This is a genomic window from Vagococcus sp. CY53-2, assembly GCF_022604695.1.
Taxonomy (GTDB): Bacteria; Bacillota; Bacilli; order Lactobacillales; family Vagococcaceae; genus Vagococcus.
This window is the reverse complement of record NZ_JALAHP010000002.1, coordinates 269,594-287,195: the sequence shown is the minus strand read 5'-3', so window position 1 is coordinate 287,195 and position 17,602 is coordinate 269,594. Positions and strand designations below refer to the sequence as shown.

14 protein-coding genes and 1 pseudogene are annotated in these 17,602 nt (G+C 34.7%); 2 read left to right on the top strand and 13 right to left on the bottom strand.

Annotated elements, in window-relative coordinates:
- Positions 1 to 15 precede the first annotated feature (15 nt).
- The 8 genes from MN581_RS05250 to ftcD all read right to left on the bottom strand — a co-directional run bounded on the left by MN581_RS05250 (position 16) and on the right by ftcD (position 9,300).
- Entirely contained in the window at positions 16 to 894 is an 879-nt protein-coding gene (locus MN581_RS05250) for a YitT family protein (protein WP_117972627.1), read from the bottom strand.
- A gap of 24 nt (positions 895 to 918) precedes the next feature.
- Positions 919 to 2,217 carry a histidine--tRNA ligase gene (hisS, locus tag MN581_RS05245; RefSeq protein WP_117972626.1) on the bottom strand — a complete coding sequence of 433 codons (1,299 nt, stop codon included), beginning with the start codon at positions 2,215 to 2,217 and terminating at the stop codon, positions 919 to 921.
- A gap of 130 nt (positions 2,218 to 2,347) precedes the next feature.
- Positions 2,348 to 3,901 (bottom strand): histidine ammonia-lyase, encoded by a 1,554-nt coding sequence (hutH, locus tag MN581_RS05240; protein WP_117972625.1) that lies wholly within the window; start codon positions 3,899 to 3,901, stop codon positions 2,348 to 2,350.
- Between the two features lie 68 nt (positions 3,902 to 3,969).
- On the bottom strand, positions 3,970 to 5,325 hold the full coding sequence (locus MN581_RS05235) for an APC family permease (protein WP_241699327.1): 1,356 nt from the start codon (positions 5,323 to 5,325) through the stop codon (positions 3,970 to 3,972).
- 86 nt (positions 5,326 to 5,411) lie between these two features.
- Positions 5,412 to 6,023 (bottom strand): HutD family protein, encoded by a 612-nt coding sequence (locus MN581_RS05230; protein ID WP_241699326.1) that lies wholly within the window; start codon positions 6,021 to 6,023, stop codon positions 5,412 to 5,414.
- 17 nt (positions 6,024 to 6,040) lie between these two features.
- Positions 6,041 to 7,717, bottom strand: coding sequence for a formate--tetrahydrofolate ligase (locus MN581_RS05225; RefSeq protein ID WP_241699325.1), 1,677 nt, complete (start codon positions 7,715 to 7,717; stop codon positions 6,041 to 6,043).
- Positions 7,718 to 7,760: 43 nt separating this feature from the next.
- Complete coding sequence (locus MN581_RS05220) at positions 7,761 to 8,387, bottom strand: cyclodeaminase/cyclohydrolase family protein (protein ID WP_241699324.1); 627 nt, start codon at positions 8,385 to 8,387, stop codon at positions 7,761 to 7,763.
- Positions 8,388 to 8,400: 13 nt separating this feature from the next.
- Positions 8,401 to 9,300 (bottom strand): glutamate formimidoyltransferase, encoded by a 900-nt coding sequence (ftcD, locus tag MN581_RS05215; protein WP_117972620.1) that lies wholly within the window; start codon positions 9,298 to 9,300, stop codon positions 8,401 to 8,403.
- Between the two features lie 599 nt (positions 9,301 to 9,899).
- On the opposite strand from ftcD, the gene MN581_RS10160 reads away from it, so the two are divergent.
- Positions 9,900 to 10,316, top strand: a complete 417-nt coding sequence (locus MN581_RS10160; protein WP_347247402.1) for a glutamate mutase L — start codon at positions 9,900 to 9,902, stop codon at positions 10,314 to 10,316.
- Positions 10,310 to 11,182 (top strand): annotated as a pseudogene (locus tag MN581_RS05210) (glutamate mutase L). Before MN581_RS10160 ends, MN581_RS05210 begins: the two are co-directional and overlap by 7 nt.
- Positions 11,183 to 11,325: 143 nt before the next feature.
- Here the strand turns inward: MN581_RS05210 and MN581_RS05205 are convergent.
- The 5 genes from MN581_RS05205 to glpK all read right to left on the bottom strand — a co-directional run bounded on the left by MN581_RS05205 (position 11,326) and on the right by glpK (position 17,572).
- The gene (locus MN581_RS05205; RefSeq protein ID WP_117972616.1) at positions 11,326 to 11,619 is read right to left on the bottom strand and encodes a hypothetical protein; all 294 of its coding nucleotides are present in this window, start codon (positions 11,617 to 11,619) and stop codon (positions 11,326 to 11,328) included.
- A 110-nt stretch (positions 11,620 to 11,729) separates the two neighbouring features.
- Positions 11,730 to 13,295: a glucosaminidase domain-containing protein gene (locus MN581_RS05200; RefSeq protein ID WP_241699323.1), complete on the bottom strand. Its 1,566-nt coding sequence runs from the start codon at positions 13,293 to 13,295 to the stop codon at positions 11,730 to 11,732.
- A 192-nt stretch (positions 13,296 to 13,487) separates the two neighbouring features.
- Complete coding sequence (locus tag MN581_RS05195; RefSeq protein ID WP_117972614.1) at positions 13,488 to 14,207, bottom strand: MIP/aquaporin family protein; 720 nt, start codon at positions 14,205 to 14,207, stop codon at positions 13,488 to 13,490.
- A gap of 10 nt (positions 14,208 to 14,217) precedes the next feature.
- Entirely contained in the window at positions 14,218 to 16,044 is a 1,827-nt protein-coding gene (glpO, locus tag MN581_RS05190; RefSeq protein WP_241699322.1) for a type 1 glycerol-3-phosphate oxidase, read from the bottom strand.
- 22 nt (positions 16,045 to 16,066) lie between these two features.
- On the bottom strand, positions 16,067 to 17,572 hold the full coding sequence (glpK, locus tag MN581_RS05185; RefSeq protein ID WP_241699321.1) for a glycerol kinase GlpK: 1,506 nt from the start codon (positions 17,570 to 17,572) through the stop codon (positions 16,067 to 16,069).
- Positions 17,573 to 17,602: the final 30 nt, after the last annotated feature.

The following is a 17,602-nucleotide window of genomic DNA, read 5'->3' as shown; positions in this document are numbered from 1 at the left end:
GGCTTTTCTATTGATTTAAAATTCAAAATCATCAAATTTTCCAATTGTGTGGACATTTTCTGAGATACTAACAAAGGCCTCATTATCCGCTTCTTTGATTGCTTCTTCCAATAATGGCATTTCATAACGTGTAATAACCGTCAAAAGAACCACTTTTTCACGGTGATCATACGCTCCTTCTGCTTCATTTAAAATCGTCACACCTCGAAGTAATCGCACCTTAAGTTCGGCGATCACTTTTTCAGGCTGTCTAGTAATGATTAAAGCTTGCATTTTTTGTTGTTTAGTAAAAATAAAATCAGTCACTTTTCCACTCACAATAATGGATAGCAAACTATAAAAAGCATACGGAAAACCAAATAGATAGCCTGCTGCTATTACAATAATCCCGTTGATTACCATCGAAATTGAGCCGATACTACGCCCTGTCTTGCGTCGAATCACAATAATCCCAATATCAAGTCCACCTGTAGCAACACCATTTTTTAAAGCTAATCCTAGAGAACTCCCTCCAATGGCCCCACCAAACAGTGCACAGATAATTGGGTCTTTAGTTAGTACAATTTCAGGTACAATGCTAATTGCAAGGGATGCGGCTGTCACACTTATTAAAGTAAAAATGACAATTTCTTTATTCATTTTTCTCCAACCATAAATTAAAAATGGTAGATTCATCAAATAATAAATGACCGATATTGACCAATTAACGCCAAACCATTTGTCAAAAACAGTGTTTACTATTTGAGAAAAACCAGTGATTCCACCAGTATAGATTGAAGCTGGATGCCAAAACATGTTCAAAGCAATCGCGTATAATAACGCGTATAAAAATATAACCGTTAATTTACGAGTATAATCAGCAATGGTACTAGAGTCCTTGCTAAATCGTTTCATAGTAAGTCTCCTCCAAAGATACGTTTACTCCCCTATTATGTTGTTGTAAACATTGCTAAAGGATGTATAAATATCATCTAATGAAACGGTTGTCTCTTCACCTGTCACCATATTTTTTACACGAACAACTTTTTCTGCTAATTCTGATTCACCAATAATTAAAACAAGTTTGGCATTTAATTTATCTGCCGATTTAAATTGTGCTTTGGCTTTACGATTTAGAAAATCACGTTCACAAACAAATCCAGCTTGTCTTGCTGCTTGTGCTAATTTTAAACTTTCACAGTTTGTCTCTTCACCTAGACCAACAACATATACATCCACGTTGTTTGCTGCAGGTATTTCTACTCCTTCAGCATCCATTGTAATTAAGACACGTTCAATCCCCATACCAAACCCAAATCCTGAATCATGACTATCTGGTCCATTAAACTCTGAAACCAATCCATCATAACGTCCACCAGCACAAATTGTGGTAATCGCACCATTAAATCCTGGCGCATTACTCATAATTTCAAATACGGTGTGATTGTAGTAGTCAAGACCTCGAACCATTCTATGATCGACTACATACTCCACACCCATTGCATCAAGTAATGATTTCACTTCAGTAAAGAAAGCATTTGACTCTTCATCTAGATAATCTAAAATTGACGGTGCATTTTCGACAATTTCTTTATCTTTTTTATCTTTACTATCTAATACTCTAAGTGGGTTAGTATGTAAACGACGTTTTGAGTCATCACTTAATTGGTCGCTTAAAGGCTCTAAATAATCAATTAATGCTTGGCGATAAACCATACGATTTTCTCTTGTTCCAAGTGAGTTAATCACTAATTGAGTATGTGTCACGCCTAAACGTTTAAAGAAATCTAGTGCGACTAAAATCCCTTCAACATCTGTTGCTGGATTACTACTACCTAATACTTCAATCCCCATTTGGTTAAATTGACGTAAACGTCCTGCTTGAGGGCGTTCATAGCGAAACATTGGGCCAATATAAAAAGCTTTAAACGGATTTTGATGTTCCGGTCCGAATAATTTATGCTCAACGTATGAACGAACTAATGGAGCAGTTCCTTCAGGTCTAAGCGTAATATGGCGATCACCTTTGTCTTTAAAATCATACATCTCTTTTGTCACGATATCTGTTGACTCACCAACACCTCGTGTAATAACTTCAATATGTTCAAACATTGGCGTTCTGACTTCATGAAAGTCATATTTTTTTAATACGTCACGTGCAGTTGATTCTACAAACTGCCATTTTTCTGATTCACCTGGTAAAATATCGTTTGTTCCTTTTGGTTTCTGATATTTCATCGTCATACACCATCCTTTTCTCGTTATATTCATACTACATAATATTGATTCGATACTCAATAGTTATCACGACTTATTTAAAAATAAAGCTCTGAATCTTAATCAATTCAGAGCTTTATAAGTGGTTTATTTATTTTCTAAAATCAAATTCGATATCTAAGTCTACAACTTCTTCAACAGCTTTTAATAATTCGCCATTGATTAATACATCTGTGGCTTTTTCTAATTCGTCATACATTTCAATATCTTTATCTAAATCAATGAATTTCACATATTTTCTAAAGACATCATACGCTACTTGAGTTCCTTTACCTAATACACCACGGTCTTTAATGAAGTCAATAGCTTGACATGCTGCCATCATTTCAGTTGCGACGATACGACGAGAGTTTTTCGTAATATCTCTAGCAGTTCTAGCTGCTGTTGTTCCCATACTGACAAAGTCTTCTTGGTTTTCACAAGATGTAATTGAGTCCACACTTGCTGGATGTGATAAGATTTTGTTTTCTGATGCTAATGATGCTGCAGCATATTGTGTAATCATAAATCCTGAGTTAACGCCTGGATGTTTCACTAAGAATGAAGGCAAACCACTTAAGTTAGTATTTACCAAACGTTCAACACGACGTTCAGACACGTTACCAATTTCAGCAGAACCAATTCCTAAATAGTCAAATGGTTGTGCCATTGGTTCACCGTGGAAGTTACCTCCTGAAATAACATCTCCACTACGAGTGATAATTGGATTATCTGTTACAGAGTTAATTTCGATTTCCACTTTTTTCTTCACGTAAGCCACAGTATCTTTACTTGCACCATGAATTTGAGGCATACAACGTAATGTGTAAGGATCTTGTACACGTTCAGCTGTTGCTTGCGTTGTTAAGGTACTTCCTTCTAACATGTGACGAATATTTTTCGCTGTTGCAAGTTGCCCACTTTGAGGACGAATAATATGTAACTCTTCATCAAAGGCATTTACAATACCATTGTGTACTTCTAATGATAATGCTCCGGCAATGTCTGAAAGTTTTAATAACTCGATTGAATCATGTGTTGCTAATGCTCCGATAGCGGTTAAAACTGTTGTACCGTTAATTAAAGCCAAACCTTCTTTTGCTTCTAAGTGAATCACTTCAACACCAGCACGAGCCATTGCTTCTTTACCTTCTAATAATTCACCATTGTAATAAGCACGCCCTAATCCTAACATTGGTAACACCATATGTGATAATGGTGCTAAATCTCCTGAAGCTCCTAAAGATCCTTTTTCTGGAATATGTGGTACAACGCCATTATTTAACATAGCCATTAAGGTTTCAATGGTACTTAAACGAATACCTGAATAGCCTTTTAATAAAGAGTTGATACGGATTAACATAATAGCACGTACTTCATCTTCTCCTAAAGGATCACCAAATCCACTTGAGTGAGTACGAATTAAGTTTTCTTGTAATTGTCTAGTTTCTTCTTGTGGAATACTTACTTTAACAAGGGAACCAAATCCAGTATTGACACCATAAGTTACTTTTTTACTGTCGACAATATCATCAATAATTTTTCTTGAAGCATTCACTGCCTCGATTGCTTCTTGTGATAACGTAATTGTTGCACCTTTTCTTGCTACCTCTACCACTTGTTCCAATGTTAAATCATTACCTGTTAATGTAATTACTTCAGTCATTATTGCTTCCTCCTAAACTCATTTTCAACTTAACAACTCACTTCACTCATTCAATACTCTTTAACCCTTTATTTCGCTTTACTTGCGTTTTTACCATTCAATACGAAATAGAAAATTGCAGCGATAATGATACCAATACCTCCAGCAATTAAACTCTTACTGTTTGCTCCCATGACAAGCATCCACACACTAACTGCTACAGCAAGTAGTGGAATCACTGGACCAAATGGTAAGCTAAAGGCTGTTTCCACACCAGGATTTTTCTTACGTAAGAAAATAACGGCGATTGCTGTTGGGATATATTGAATAAATCTAAACACAACACTTAATTCTGCTAATTGTTCGAAACTTCCACTTAATAATAATAAACAAGTCAATACACAAGAGATGATAATGGCTACATAAGGTGCGTCTTTTTTATTTTTCTTAGAAACGATTTTTGGTAGTAAACCTTCATCAGAAATACTTGCTCCATAACGAGGAATCATCATTGAATCCCCAACGTTTAATCCAAGAATTGAAATAAGTGCCCCGATGGAAATAATCCATCTACCAGCAGGTCCTATCATCATAGCAAAGGCATCTTGTACAGGCGCATTTGTTTCTAAAATCCCCACTCCAAGCATCGCAATGGTTCCAGCGATAATCATGAAGTAAAGAATTGATACGATACTAATTGAGCCAATAATTGCTTTTGGAACATTTTTCTTCGCATTTCTCATCTCACCAGCTACAACTGGTAACGCTTCAAATCCGATAAACGCATAAAATACTGTCATTGATGTTCCGGCCATAGCCTTAGATAACGTCATACCTTCTTTTAGTTGTAGGAATGGTGTAAAGTTACCAGCGTCAAAACCATTTTTAATAAAGAAAATACTCATAAAGGTAAACGCAATAATAGGAATCAATTTTGCGATCGTGATACTGATGGTAAAAATTTTGGATGTTTTAAGTCCGGTACTATTAATAATAGATAATAATATCACTAAAATAACACTAATCGCTTTATTATGCCCTTCTAATGCAGGTATTGTAACAATTAATAATTTGGCAAATCCTGCTGCCATTGCTGACCAAGCGATAATCGTTACAAACCAACCTAATAGTCCAACGATAAATCCAACTAAATCACCAAAAGCTGATTTAGAATATTGGAACGCACCACCATTTTTGTCAAAATAACACGCCACTTCAGCAAAACATACTGCCAAAAGTAACACCAACACCGCATCAAATACCATGGCTAATAGAGAAGCTGGTCCTAAATCTCGATAAATTGTTTGTGGTAATAAGAAAATACCTGAACCAACTACTGCATTAATACCGTAAAGTGTTGCACCGCCTAAACTAAATTTTGAACTTTCTGAGTTTATTTCGGTTAATTTAATCTCATCAACCGGTGTTTTTGTTTCGGTAATCATAAGGGGCCCCTTTCCGATCATCTGATCGTTAACATAATTTGTTCATTTTTAATATATAAAAATGCTTCCTATCCAAATTATTTTTATTAGAGCGACTTTTCATTTTTCCAAACAACAACTTCGACAGTTGCTGGTGATTGTTGTGGTTGATGAGATTCTATACTAATCATCGAAATCGTACGACTCTCTTCTACCATGACACAATCTCCGGCTTCCAACTTGGCAACATGTTTTTCTTCTTGGTCTATATACGTCATGACTCCATCAACCAACATATAGTAAAAGTATCGAACACAAGGTAATAATTGTCTATCACGAATAGTTGAAACAGCAGACATTTCACTAGTGTAGGTTGGTTTAAAGATAACGTTAAAGTCTTGACATTTCCCGACACTTTTTGTTTTATCTGCTCCATCAAACGCATCAACTTCAAACGGTTTCATTTTTTTATTAACAGTAAACGATTCTGATTCATGTGTCAGTTCTAATGGATGATTCAATGACATCAACAAACGCTTATAGCCAGGTAATGCTGAAAATGTGCTTTCTTCGATTTCTACTGAAGCCGTAGAAATACGGTAGTCAAATTTTCCAGGCTCATACTTACCCGTTGGTGGGTAGAGAAACACTTGGATCGTTTCTCCTCCACTCCAACGAGATGTTTGATGATCATTCTGTTTAAATAAATGATACGACATATTTTTTCCTCTACCTTTTAGAACAATCCAGTAATGTTACCTTCTTCATCGATATCAATTCTTTCAGATGCAGGTGATTTTGGTAGTCCTGGCATTGTCATAACTGCGCCAGTTAACGCTACGATAAAACCTGCACCAGCAGATACTTTGAGATTTTTAATCGTAATCGTAAAGTCTTTTGGTGCACCAACAAGTGTCGCATCATCAGAGAATGAGTATTGCGTTTTCGCCATACAGATAGGCAACTTATCGTAACCCAATTCTTCTAATTGTTTCAATTGTTTTTTAGCCGGTGCAGTTAATTCAATTCCTTTACCACCATAAACCTTTTGTACAATCTTAGTTAATTTTTCTTCTATTGAATCTTCTAAGTCATATACGTAGCTGAAACTATTATCTTGTTCTGCTAACTCCATGACTTTTTCAGCTAACTCAATACCACCTTCGCCACCATTAGCCCAAACGTCAGATAAAACAACTTCTACGCCACGCTCTTTACATGCTTTTTCAACTGCTTCGATTTCAGCATCTGTATCTAATGGAAATTTGTTGATTGCTACAACAACAGGTAACCCATAAACGTCTTGAATGTTTTCAATATGTTTGTCTAAGTTAGTTAATCCTTTAACAACGGCTTCTACGTTTTCTGGTTCTAATTCTTTCTTAGGAATGCCACCGTGCATTTTAAGAGCTCGAATTGTTGCGACTAATACAACGGCATCAGGTTTGATATTTCCTAAACGACATTTAATATCGATGAATTTTTCAGCACCTAAGTCTGCTCCAAAGCCAGCTTCTGTGATCGCGTAATCTGCGTATTTCATCGCCATTTTTGTTGCAATAATACTGTTACATCCATGTGCAATATTGGCAAATGGTCCACCATGAATAATGGCTGGTGTGTGTTCTAATGTTTGAACTAAGTTTGGATGAATCGCATCTTTAAGTAAAGCTGCCATTGCACCTTCTGCTTTCAAATCGCCAGCAGTAACTGGTTTTCCTTCAAAATTATATGCTACTACCATGTTTTTCAATTTTTCTTTTAAGTCATCAATATCATTTGATAAACATAACACAGCCATAATTTCTGATGCTACAGTAATATCATAACCATCTTCTCTAGGAACACCATTGACGCGTCCTTGTAATCCATTCACAATATGACGCAATTGACGGTCATTCATGTCAACAACACGTTTCCATGTAATGTTACGACTATCAATGCCTAAGGCATTACCATGATGAATATGGTTATCAATCAAAGCAGCTAATAAATTATTTGCTGCGCCAATCGCATGGAAGTCACCAGTAAAATGTAAGTTAATATCTTCCATAGGGACAACTTGAGCATGTCCACCACCTGCTGCTCCACCTTTCACACCAAATACTGGTCCTAATGATGGTTCACGTAAAGCGATCATTGCCTTTTTACCTAATTTAGTAAAGGCATCAGCTAACCCAACAGATGTGGTTGTTTTTCCTTCTCCAGCTGGAGTTGGTGTAATAGCTGTTACTAAAATTAATTTACCGTCTTTTTCATTTTCTAGCCTAGTTAATTCACGAGCATCTAATTTCGCTTTATAATTACCATAAAGTGTTAAATCCTCTTCTTTTAATCCTAATGGAGCCGCTACCTCTTTAATTGGTTTCATTTCAACTGAATTTGCGATTTCGATATCTGATAAATGTGCCATAACTTTTTCTTCAACCCTTCCATTTAATTAATTAACATCTTTTTTAAACGACTTTTAATGTTTCCTCATAAATTTCATCTGCTAATAAACAACCCTTAGCTAATAATGCTTCACCGTCTTGTCGATAAGACGCGACAAATTCTTCATTCTTGATACCTGATAAATTAATTAAAACATTCAGCCATGCGCCTTGAATCCCAGCTTTTAAGCTAAGTGCTGCAACACCTAAGTCACTTGCTGCATTAGTATTTGATTTTCCAATAGCACGTTTTGTCACTTCAAGTGCTTCTAACATTAACTTCATCATATCAAATGGTGATTTAGCTGCTCCTTCTAAAGCTAATTGCATAGCCGCACGTCTAGCTGCTTTTTCATCATCTGTTTCTTTTGGCATACTAAACACTGCTGAAACTGCGTTAAATGCTTCTGTATCTTTATCTATTGCTTCAAGTAAATTCTTTTGGAGTTGTTTTGTTTGATCGAACACTAATTTAATGTCATCTTCATATTCAGCATATTTCTTTTTACCAATTGTTAATTCACAAACCATTTTTGTTAAAGAAATTCCCATTGTTGCAGATAATGCCGCTGCTGATCCTCCTCCAGGAGCGGGAGCATCTGATCCCAATGTTTCAACAAATTCACTCACTGTTAATTCGACTAATTTCATATTTAGCAGCTCCTTAATTTAATAAATGATTTTCTAATACTTGTTTACCATAATCAAAGTCTTCTACTTGTAGGTAGTATTCGGCACAATCAATCAATGCTTTTGCTGGTGTTAGACCAATGATTTCACTACCAATAATATTTACGCCATAACGTTTTGCTTCAAAACGAATTGTTTCAAATGTACGGTAAAGTGGCGTTCCTTCAAAGTTAACCATGTTCATAGAAACTTGAGCGATGTTTCTATCTTCTAACATAACCCCAATACCTTTACAATATTTAAATCCACCACCAGAAGCACGAATGATACGAGCAATCTTGTTAGCAATATCAATGTTATCAGTATCTAAGTTGACGTTGAAGGCTACTAATGGCATTCTTGCTCCAACTGCTGTAATTCCTGCTGTAGGATGGATAACTCTTTCACCAAAATCAGGCGCCCATTCTTCTTCTTTTAATTTTTCTGGCATGCCTTCAAATTGTCCTTTACGCACTTTTGCCAAGTTTTTACGAGTTGGGGCAGATGCTGATTCTTCATATAAGAAAATTGGGATATCTAATTCATCGTTGATGCGTTTTGCTACTTTTTTCGAAATGTCGATACATTCTTCTAACGTTACATCTTTAATCGGGATAAATGGAACAACGTCGGTTGCACCCATTCTAGGATGTTCTCCTGTATGTTTTGTCATGTCAATATTTTCACTTGCATATTTAACTAATTGAAAAGCAACTTCTTGAATACCATCTTCATCCCCAACAAGTGTAAACACACTACGGTTATGACTTTTATCTGAAGAATGATCTAACAACGTCACTCCACCGACACTTTTTGCCACTGAAACTAATCCGTTAATTACTTCTTCATTTTTACCTTCACTAAAATTTGGGACACATTCAATAATTTTTGCCATTATAAACAACATCCTTTCAATTTATGGTTTGATACACGTAAAAACTATGTACAGATACTATAACCTACTTTTATAATAAAAAGTAAGAATTTACTTCTTTTTTTCACTCCCTTACTTTTGTTAAAATAAAGCACAACTTATTAGGTAGCGCTTTCAATCGACATCCAAAGAATAGCACCCTTTAAATAACAAGTCAACAATACTTTTATATAAAAAGACAACGTGTGAAATAATTAGTAATGATCATTCTTTATACAATTTTTTTATTTTATTTACTAAAAAAAACCAAGTTAAAAAAATCGTTTTTTCTAGTCTTAATCTTTTGACCTTTTTTTGACAAATTTGCCGTTGAATAAGATAAAGAGTTATAAAATCATTGTCATGTCAATACTTATTGTATTGTAAACCTAGTTTTTCAACAGAAGTTTTTTATCATATTGACAATTTAAATACCTTATCAAAAATAAAATGATTTTTTATTCTAGTTTTACTCATTAAAATTTCATCGTTTTTAAAAAAGAGTTTTGACGATTATTAGATAAAAAAATTATGTTAAAAAAATAATTAAATAACAAAAAATTTTTTTAGAGGTGATAAAAATGACGATATACTTACTAGCAGATTTTGGAAGTACCTACACTAAATTGACTGCGATTGATGATGTGAAACAAGACATTATTACAACTAGCAAAGCCTATACGACAGTTGAAACAAATGTATTAGATGGATACAACCAAGCCTATAACGATTTGTTTTCTGGTGTAAACAAACCTCATATAGATAAAGTATTAGCTTGTTCCTCAGCTAAGGGAGGGGTTAAAATAGTCGCTATCGGTTTATCTCCTACTTTAACCGCAGAAGCTGCTAAACGAGCGGCTTTAGGTGCTGGTACTAGAGTGTTAAAAGTCTACAGTTATGGATTAAAGCCTCATGATATAGAAGAAATAGAACAACTTCAACCAGACGTTATCCTTTTAAGTGGGGGAACAAATGGAGGAAATGAAAAAATATTTTAAAAGATGCTACATTATTAACCGAACTTTCTTTAAAAGTACCCGTCGTAGTAGCCGGAAATGGAGAAACTTATCCAGAAATAAAAGCGCTTTTTAAACAATTTTGTGTTAATTTCCGTTTTACAGAAAATGTAATGCCGCAAATCAATCAACTAAATACTGAACCAACTAGAAAAATATTACGTCAAATATTCATTCATAATATCGTAAAAGCAAAAGGAATGGGTGACATACAAGCTTCATTATCTAACGATATTATTCCTACCCCATCCTCTGTTTTATACGCTGCAGAGCTTTTATCGAAAGGAACGAAAAAAAATAAAGGTTTTGGAAATATTCTTATTGTTGATGTAGGTGGAGCCACGACGGATATCCACTCCATTGATAGCGGCAAAAAACAACAAAAAAACGTCCAATTTGATGGATTAGAAGAACCATTTAGTAAGAGAACTGTCTAAGGAGATTTAGGAATGCGTTACTCTGCTAATAGTTTATTAGAAAGTACCTCTTATCAATCATTTGCTACTTATACTTCTTTTGACGAGGAAACGATTAAAGAAAAATGTCATTTTAGAAGTCAACACCCTGAATACATTGCTGATACTATAGAAGAAAAAATCATGGATAACACTATTGCAAAAATCGCCATTAAAACAGCGATTAATCGTCACGCTGGCTACTATATAAAAGAGCAAACACCTTCTCGTACGATTTATCATCAATATGGCAAGGATTTACGACTCTTCACGACAATTATTGGTACAGGTGGAGTTCTTGTTCACAATGATCACCCTGAGGATGTTTTATCCGCTGCTCTTTCACCAACTAATAAGACCCTCTTAACACCTGAACAAAGTATATATACTTAGATAAAGCATATATACTTTCAGCAATATGGTTATTATCAACAGTGGATAAAGATTTAGCTTGTAACATTGCGATGAAATATCTTACTAAATTAAACTAAAAAAATCCTCCGAGAATAGCTTCTCGGGGGATTCTCATTTTCTTTTTAGAAGTAATTAGTGATAAACGCAACTGTTTCTACATCTAATCCTAATCCTTCAAAATCTTTTTCAAACTGTTCTAATTCTTTTGCTTCATACTTATCATATTTATCCACATCATGTAATAGACGTTTAATCTCATGTAATGCTCTACGTTGCACATACCATTTTTTAATTTCGTATTTTTTATCAGGAGTATCTTCTAAACTAACTTCTTCATCTAAGTATTTGTCTAATTTTTCCATTACTTTAGCAATATCATCTAATACTTTTTCTTCTTTCTTATCATAGTTTGTCATATAAATCTCCTCCTAAAATAGCACATTTATTATTACATGGTTAGTCTACTACTATTTAGTCAAAATTGAAAATGATAACCTATAATAAACGGCTATCTATTCACATTTAATTAAAAGTCAAAATATGATGTTGGGTTTAAATAATGTTTCCACATATCTGTACTTATCCCAAAATGTAAATGACTTCCTGTTGAATTTCCAGTGCTACCAACTAATCCAACAATATTACCACTTGTTACTTTTTCTCCAAGAGACACACTAATTGAATTTAAATGGAAATAATTTGTGTATAAATCATTTAAATGTTTGATAATCACATAATTTCCTGCAGACGGATCAAATCCTGTTCCAACAACCACACCATCACTAGAAGCAAGTACAGGTGTATTAGCAGCAATAGCTAAATCGATTCCATCATGATGTTCACTTCCCCTTTGTCCAAATGGGCTTGAAATAATGTATTTTTCATCCAATGGTAATGTAAAGATGGCTTTTTTCTTTGATTCTGGATTCATAATTTCATAAGTATCTACTTGTTTATTATGTTTTGTTACACGCTTACCTTTTTTCACTGCTTGATCAAAATAAGTTAAATCATATGTTTTAATTAAAGAATTTAATTTTTCATCATAACGTGTATCTGTCGCATATTTTCCTGTTAAAAAAGCAGTTGCTTCTTTATATGACTTAGCTTCCTTTTTACTGACTCCTTTATAAAAGTTTTCATTAGATGCTAGTCCTGACTTCATTAATTTTGCATAATCTTCAAGAGATTCTTTTGTTGAAGGGTATTTTCTAAATTTTGCTTGAATACCATATAATTGACCAGAACCATTATCTTCTAATGTATAAAAAGAAGCTGATTCGCCCTTATATTCACCTTTTATACCAAATAAATTATAATTTGGATAAGCTGATAAAGAGCTTTGACCACTTCCAGATTCTAAAATAGCTTGTGCAATCATGACTGAAGCATATAAGTCATATTCTTGACCAATTTTTCTAGCAGATTCACCTATCTCATTAATGAACTCTTGTGTTGTTTTTGTGACTGCAAAATGAATTGGTGAATTTTCTTTATTACTAGTTATTTGACTGGCATCACCAAAATAAGTAGCTTCTGACTGAGCAGGATAACTAACCACTGGTTTTTGTTCGGATTTTTGCTCTGGTTTTTCTTCTGGTTTTTGTTCTGGTTTTTGTTCTGGCTTTTGTTCTGGTTTTTGTTCGGATTTTTGTTCTGGTTTTTGTTCTGGTTTTTGTTCTGGTTTTTGTTCTGGCTTTTGTTCTGGCTTTTGTTCTGGCTTTTGCTCTGGTTTTTGTTCTGGCTTTTGTTCTGGTTTTTGTTCTGGTTTTTGTTCTGGTTTTTGTTCTGGTTTTTGTTCTGGTTTTTGTTCTGGTTTTTGTTCTGGTTTTTCTTCTGGTTTTTGTTCTGGTTTTTCTTCTGGTTTTTCTTCTGGTTTTTCTTCTGGTGTGTTTTTCGGTACATCCTCTACCACAGTATCAGTGTCATTACTTGGTACCATTTCAGTTGTACTATCAGTTGTTTCTGCTACTTCTTGATTTATTAATTCACTATCTACCTTATGAAGATCCCTTGCTTGGACAATGGTCCCTACAGATAGACTTTGACATACTAAAGTCGATAATAATAAATACGGTGTAATTTTTTTCATTTTCCTGTCCCCTTAACGATCTATTTTCATCTGAGATCTGTCACATTTAATAAATAACACTTTTATATGTATATTATGAATTATTTAGAAAAATAACACAAGTTAATAACAAAAAAAAAAGAAGTGTTTTTTTAATTAAAAAAAGTTGTCAGATGAGACAAGCTCAATCTAACAACTTTAATACTTTTTATTCTATAAAGGAATCATCATCCATAAACCAGCAGCTAACGCGCCACCCACTAATGGCCCTACAACTGGTACCCAAGAATATGACCAATCAGACCCACCTTTATTTTTGATGGGCAACATCTGATGCGCAATACGTGGACCCAAATCACGAGCTGGATTAATTGCATATCCTGTCGGACCTCCTAGAGACAGGCCAAGTGATAAAATTAATATTCCAACAACAACTGGATTGAATCCGTCTGCAAATGTATTTTGTCCAAATGCTAACAAACCAAACACTAAAACAAATGTTCCAATTGCTTCAGTCACAACATTTGATGTATAATTACGAATCGCTGGTCCTGTTGCAAATGTTCCAAGAATAGCTGCTTCATCTTTTGTTGCTTCAAAATGTGGTAAATAAGTAATCCAAACTAAAATTGCTCCTACTATACCACCTAAAACTTGTGCGATAAAGAATGGTGCCACTAAATTCCAAGAAAAATCACCTGCTATTGCTAATCCTAATGTCACAGCGGGATTTAAATGAGCCGGCCCCATAAATCCAGAAATATAAACTGCGATCGTTACAGCTGCTCCCCATCCTAGTGTTACAGCAACCCATCCAGCTCCTTGAGCTTTACTCTTATTTAAACTAACAGCAGCTACTACACCATCACCAAGTAATACCAAAATCAATGTTCCTAAAAACTCACTAAAAATTTGTAAACTCGTTGCGTCCATTATATTTAACTCACCCTTCTATTTTCAAGTCTGATAAAAATGATTCTGACATTGCATTATCTAATTCTTTTGTATAATTGCTCACTTCTTCTTGTCTCCACTCAAAATATTGAGACATAGCATTTATAATAGCCTCTTTTATCTTCTCTAAGCGATCACGTTTAAATAACAAATAATTTGTACGTCGTAACACATAATCAACTGGCGTTAATGTCATCTCTTCTTCAAGCGCATACATTAAACTCATCGATTCTGCTTTGGTTAATCCCATAAAATCAACTTTATCATATGACAAGACTTTATTTATATTTGCTCCATAAAGATTAGCTAAATCACTAGCTTCTTCTTTACTCAAGCCTTGTTCTATAGCTAATTTTGTAAATACTTCAGTCATTTCTTCGACTTTTGTTGGGTCAAATTCTCCACCTGATACAGGATAACGCTTAGAGTCAACCAAATGATACTCTCTACCAAAGTTTTCTTTTAAAATTGAAGCAATCAAATTTAGTGCTCCTTCTGCCATCAAGCGATAATCGGTAATCTTTCCACCTGCTAATGTCACTAATCCATCTTTTGTCACATCTAAGCTACTTCCACGTGACACAGAAGAAGCAGATACCTCTTTTTCACCACTACTTGTCTTAGCTTTTTTAATGGTCTGTTCAATGGATTCTTTTGACCCTATCCCTGCTTCAAAATCTTTTACAGATTGAATGACTAACTCTAAACTTTCATCTGACAACGATGCTTTTGATCCACCATTATAATCTGAACCCGCATTTCCAGATAAAAGCGGTCTCAATCCTGCCCAACTTGCTTCTATATCTTCTAAAGTAATATCTCGTTTAGGGAAACGATTATTAACAACTTTTAACAGATAATCAACATCTTCTTGTGTCACTGTTGGGTGCACCAAATCTCCTGTATAATCGGTATCCGTTGTGCCGAAATATGTCTTATTCTCTCTTGGTATGACAAAGACCATTCGACCATCAGATAACCCTGTATCAAAATAGACTGGTTGTGTCACAGGTAACTTATCATAATCAACCACTAAATGAACCCCTTTAGTTGGTCTCATTTGGTTTGTTACAGTCTGATCTTTTGATAACCCACGAATCGTATCACTCCAAGGTCCAGTTGTATTCACTACGACATCAGCATGAATGTCATACGTTTCTCCAGTTAACACATCTTCTACATGAACGCCTGATATTTTATGATGATCATCATAAATCAATCCTATCACTTTCGTTTTGCTTAATAAATGAGCCCCATCTTCATGTGCTTTTTTAATATTTTCTATCACTAATCTGGCATCATTATTTTTAAAGTCAAGATAAATACCACCACCAAGAAGTTTGTCTTGATTTAGATGAGGGCTAACTTCCAATACTTCTTCTTTTGTTAGTACACGATTTTCATATTTTGTTCCGGTAACGTGTGCTAAATTATCATATAAATCCATTGCTACTTTTAAAGAAAATAGAGAAAAGGTATTGTTTGGTTCATCATAGATTGGTAATAACATTGGATTAGGTTTTGGGATATGAGGAGCTATTTTTTGGACATTCGCCCGTTCACTCACTGTATCTGATACCACTTCAACATCAAATGTTTTAAGGTATCTAATACCTCCATGTACTAGTTTAGTCGAACGTGAAGATGTTCCTTCAGCAAAATCTTGCATCTCAACTAATGCTGTAGTCATACCAGAAGCAGCGGTCTGTAAAGCCAGACCCGCTCCTGTAATACCACCACCAATAATTAATACATCAACCGAATGATTTTTTAAATAATTAATACTTTCTTGTCTTGTTTTTAAAGAAAAACTCATTGTCATCAGTCCTTATATTGTATTATTTAATTCTCTTGAATAGTTGTGTTGCTTTGACTGCTTCTTTCCATCCGTCATACAACTCAGTACGTTCTTCTTCACCCATTTGAGGAGTAAAGATGTCACCTTCTTGGGTAAATTCTCTTAATTCATCTAAGTCTTTCCAGAAGCCAACTGCTAAACCAGCTAAGTAAGCAGCACCTAATGCGGTTGTTTCAAGATTTGAAGCACGTTGAACATTAATATCTAATATATCTGCTTGGAATTGTAATAAAGAATTATTATTTGCTGCTCCACCGTCTACTTTAATTAATGGAATGTTCACACCAGCATCTTTTTGCATCGTATCAATAACATCTTTTGATTGATACGCAATGGCTTGTAGTGTTGCTTTAACAAAATCTTCTTTAGTTGTACCTCGTGTTAAGCCAAACACTGCTCCTCTAGCATCTGGATCCCAGTATGGTGCGCCTAATCCTGTAAAGGCCGGTACGACATATACACTGTTATCACTTGTTGAATCATTTGCTAATTGTTCTGATTCTGCCGATGAGTCAATCATACGTAACCCATCTCTTAACCACTGAACAGCTGATCCAGCAACAAAAATACTACCTTCTAACGCATAATAAACTTTTCCATTAATACCATAACCAATTGTTGTTAGTAATTTATTATTGGATAATTGTGGTTTTTCACCAGTGTTCATGACGATAAATGCACCAGTTCCATAAGTATTTTTAATTGATCCTTCTTCAAATGCTAATTGACCAAACAATGCAGCTTGTTGGTCCCCTGCCATACCAGCGATTGGCACTTCACTACCATAGAAGTGGAAACTTTGAGTATAACCGTAAATTTCTGAGTTACTTTTTACTTCTGGTAATAGTGATTTTGGAATGTTTAATAATTCTAATATTTCGTCATCCCACTCTAAGTCATGAATGTTATACATCATTGTTCTAGCAGCATTTGAGTAATCTGTTACGTGAGACGCTCCGTTTGTTAACTTCCATAATAACCATGTATCAATTGTTCCAAAGGCTAACTCACCTTTTTCAGCTCTTTCTTGTGCTCCTTCTACATGATCTAAAATCCAACGAACTTTTGTAGCCGAGAAGTAAGCATCAACGACTAAACCAGTTTTTTTATGAATCATATCTGCGTAACCGTCTTCATTTAATTTTTCAGCTAATGGTGCAGATTGTCTTGATTGCCATACAACGGCATTATAGATTGGTTTACCTGTTTTTCTATCCCAAATGACTGTTGTCTCACGTTGATTTGTAATACCTATACCTTTAATTTGCGTTGGACGAACGCCTGACTCGATTAACGCGCCGGCAATAACTGACTGTACTGAATTCCAAATCTCATTTGCATTGTGTTCTACCCAACCAGATTCAGGAAAAATTTGGGTAAATTCTTTTTGAGAACTGCCTACGTTATTTCCTGCTTTATCAAAAATAATTGCTCTAGAACTTGTTGTCCCTTGGTCTATCGCCATAATATAAGATTTTTCTGTCATTGATAATTCCTCCCAAACACTTAAGATAGC

Coding starts and splice junctions, on each gene's coding strand:
- MN581_RS05250 (WP_117972627.1), bottom strand. CDS start 894: ATGAAACGATTTAGCAAGGACTCTAGTACCATTGCTGATTATACTCGT.
- hisS (WP_117972626.1), bottom strand. CDS start 2,217: ATGAAATATCAGAAACCAAAAGGAACAAACGATATTTTACCAGGTGAA.
- hutH (WP_117972625.1), bottom strand. CDS start 3,901: ATGACTGAAGTAATTACATTAACAGGTAATGATTTAACATTGGAACAA.
- MN581_RS05235 (WP_241699327.1), bottom strand. CDS start 5,325: ATGATTACCGAAACAAAAACACCGGTTGATGAGATTAAATTAACCGAA.
- MN581_RS05230 (WP_241699326.1), bottom strand. CDS start 6,023: ATGTCGTATCATTTATTTAAACAGAATGATCATCAAACATCTCGTTGG.
- MN581_RS05225 (WP_241699325.1), bottom strand. CDS start 7,717: ATGGCACATTTATCAGATATCGAAATCGCAAATTCAGTTGAAATGAAA.
- MN581_RS05220 (WP_241699324.1), bottom strand. CDS start 8,387: ATGAAATTAGTCGAATTAACAGTGAGTGAATTTGTTGAAACATTGGGA.
- ftcD (WP_117972620.1), bottom strand. CDS start 9,300: ATGGCAAAAATTATTGAATGTGTCCCAAATTTTAGTGAAGGTAAAAAT.
- MN581_RS10160 (WP_347247402.1), top strand. CDS start 9,900: ATGACGATATACTTACTAGCAGATTTTGGAAGTACCTACACTAAATTG.
- MN581_RS05205 (WP_117972616.1), bottom strand. CDS start 11,619: ATGACAAACTATGATAAGAAAGAAGAAAAAGTATTAGATGATATTGCT.
- MN581_RS05200 (WP_241699323.1), bottom strand. CDS start 13,295: ATGAAAAAAATTACACCGTATTTATTATTATCGACTTTAGTATGTCAA.
- MN581_RS05195 (WP_117972614.1), bottom strand. CDS start 14,207: ATGGACGCAACGAGTTTACAAATTTTTAGTGAGTTTTTAGGAACATTG.
- glpO (WP_241699322.1), bottom strand. CDS start 16,044: ATGAGTTTTTCTTTAAAAACAAGACAAGAAAGTATTAATTATTTAAAA.
- glpK (WP_241699321.1), bottom strand. CDS start 17,572: ATGACAGAAAAATCTTATATTATGGCGATAGACCAAGGGACAACAAGT.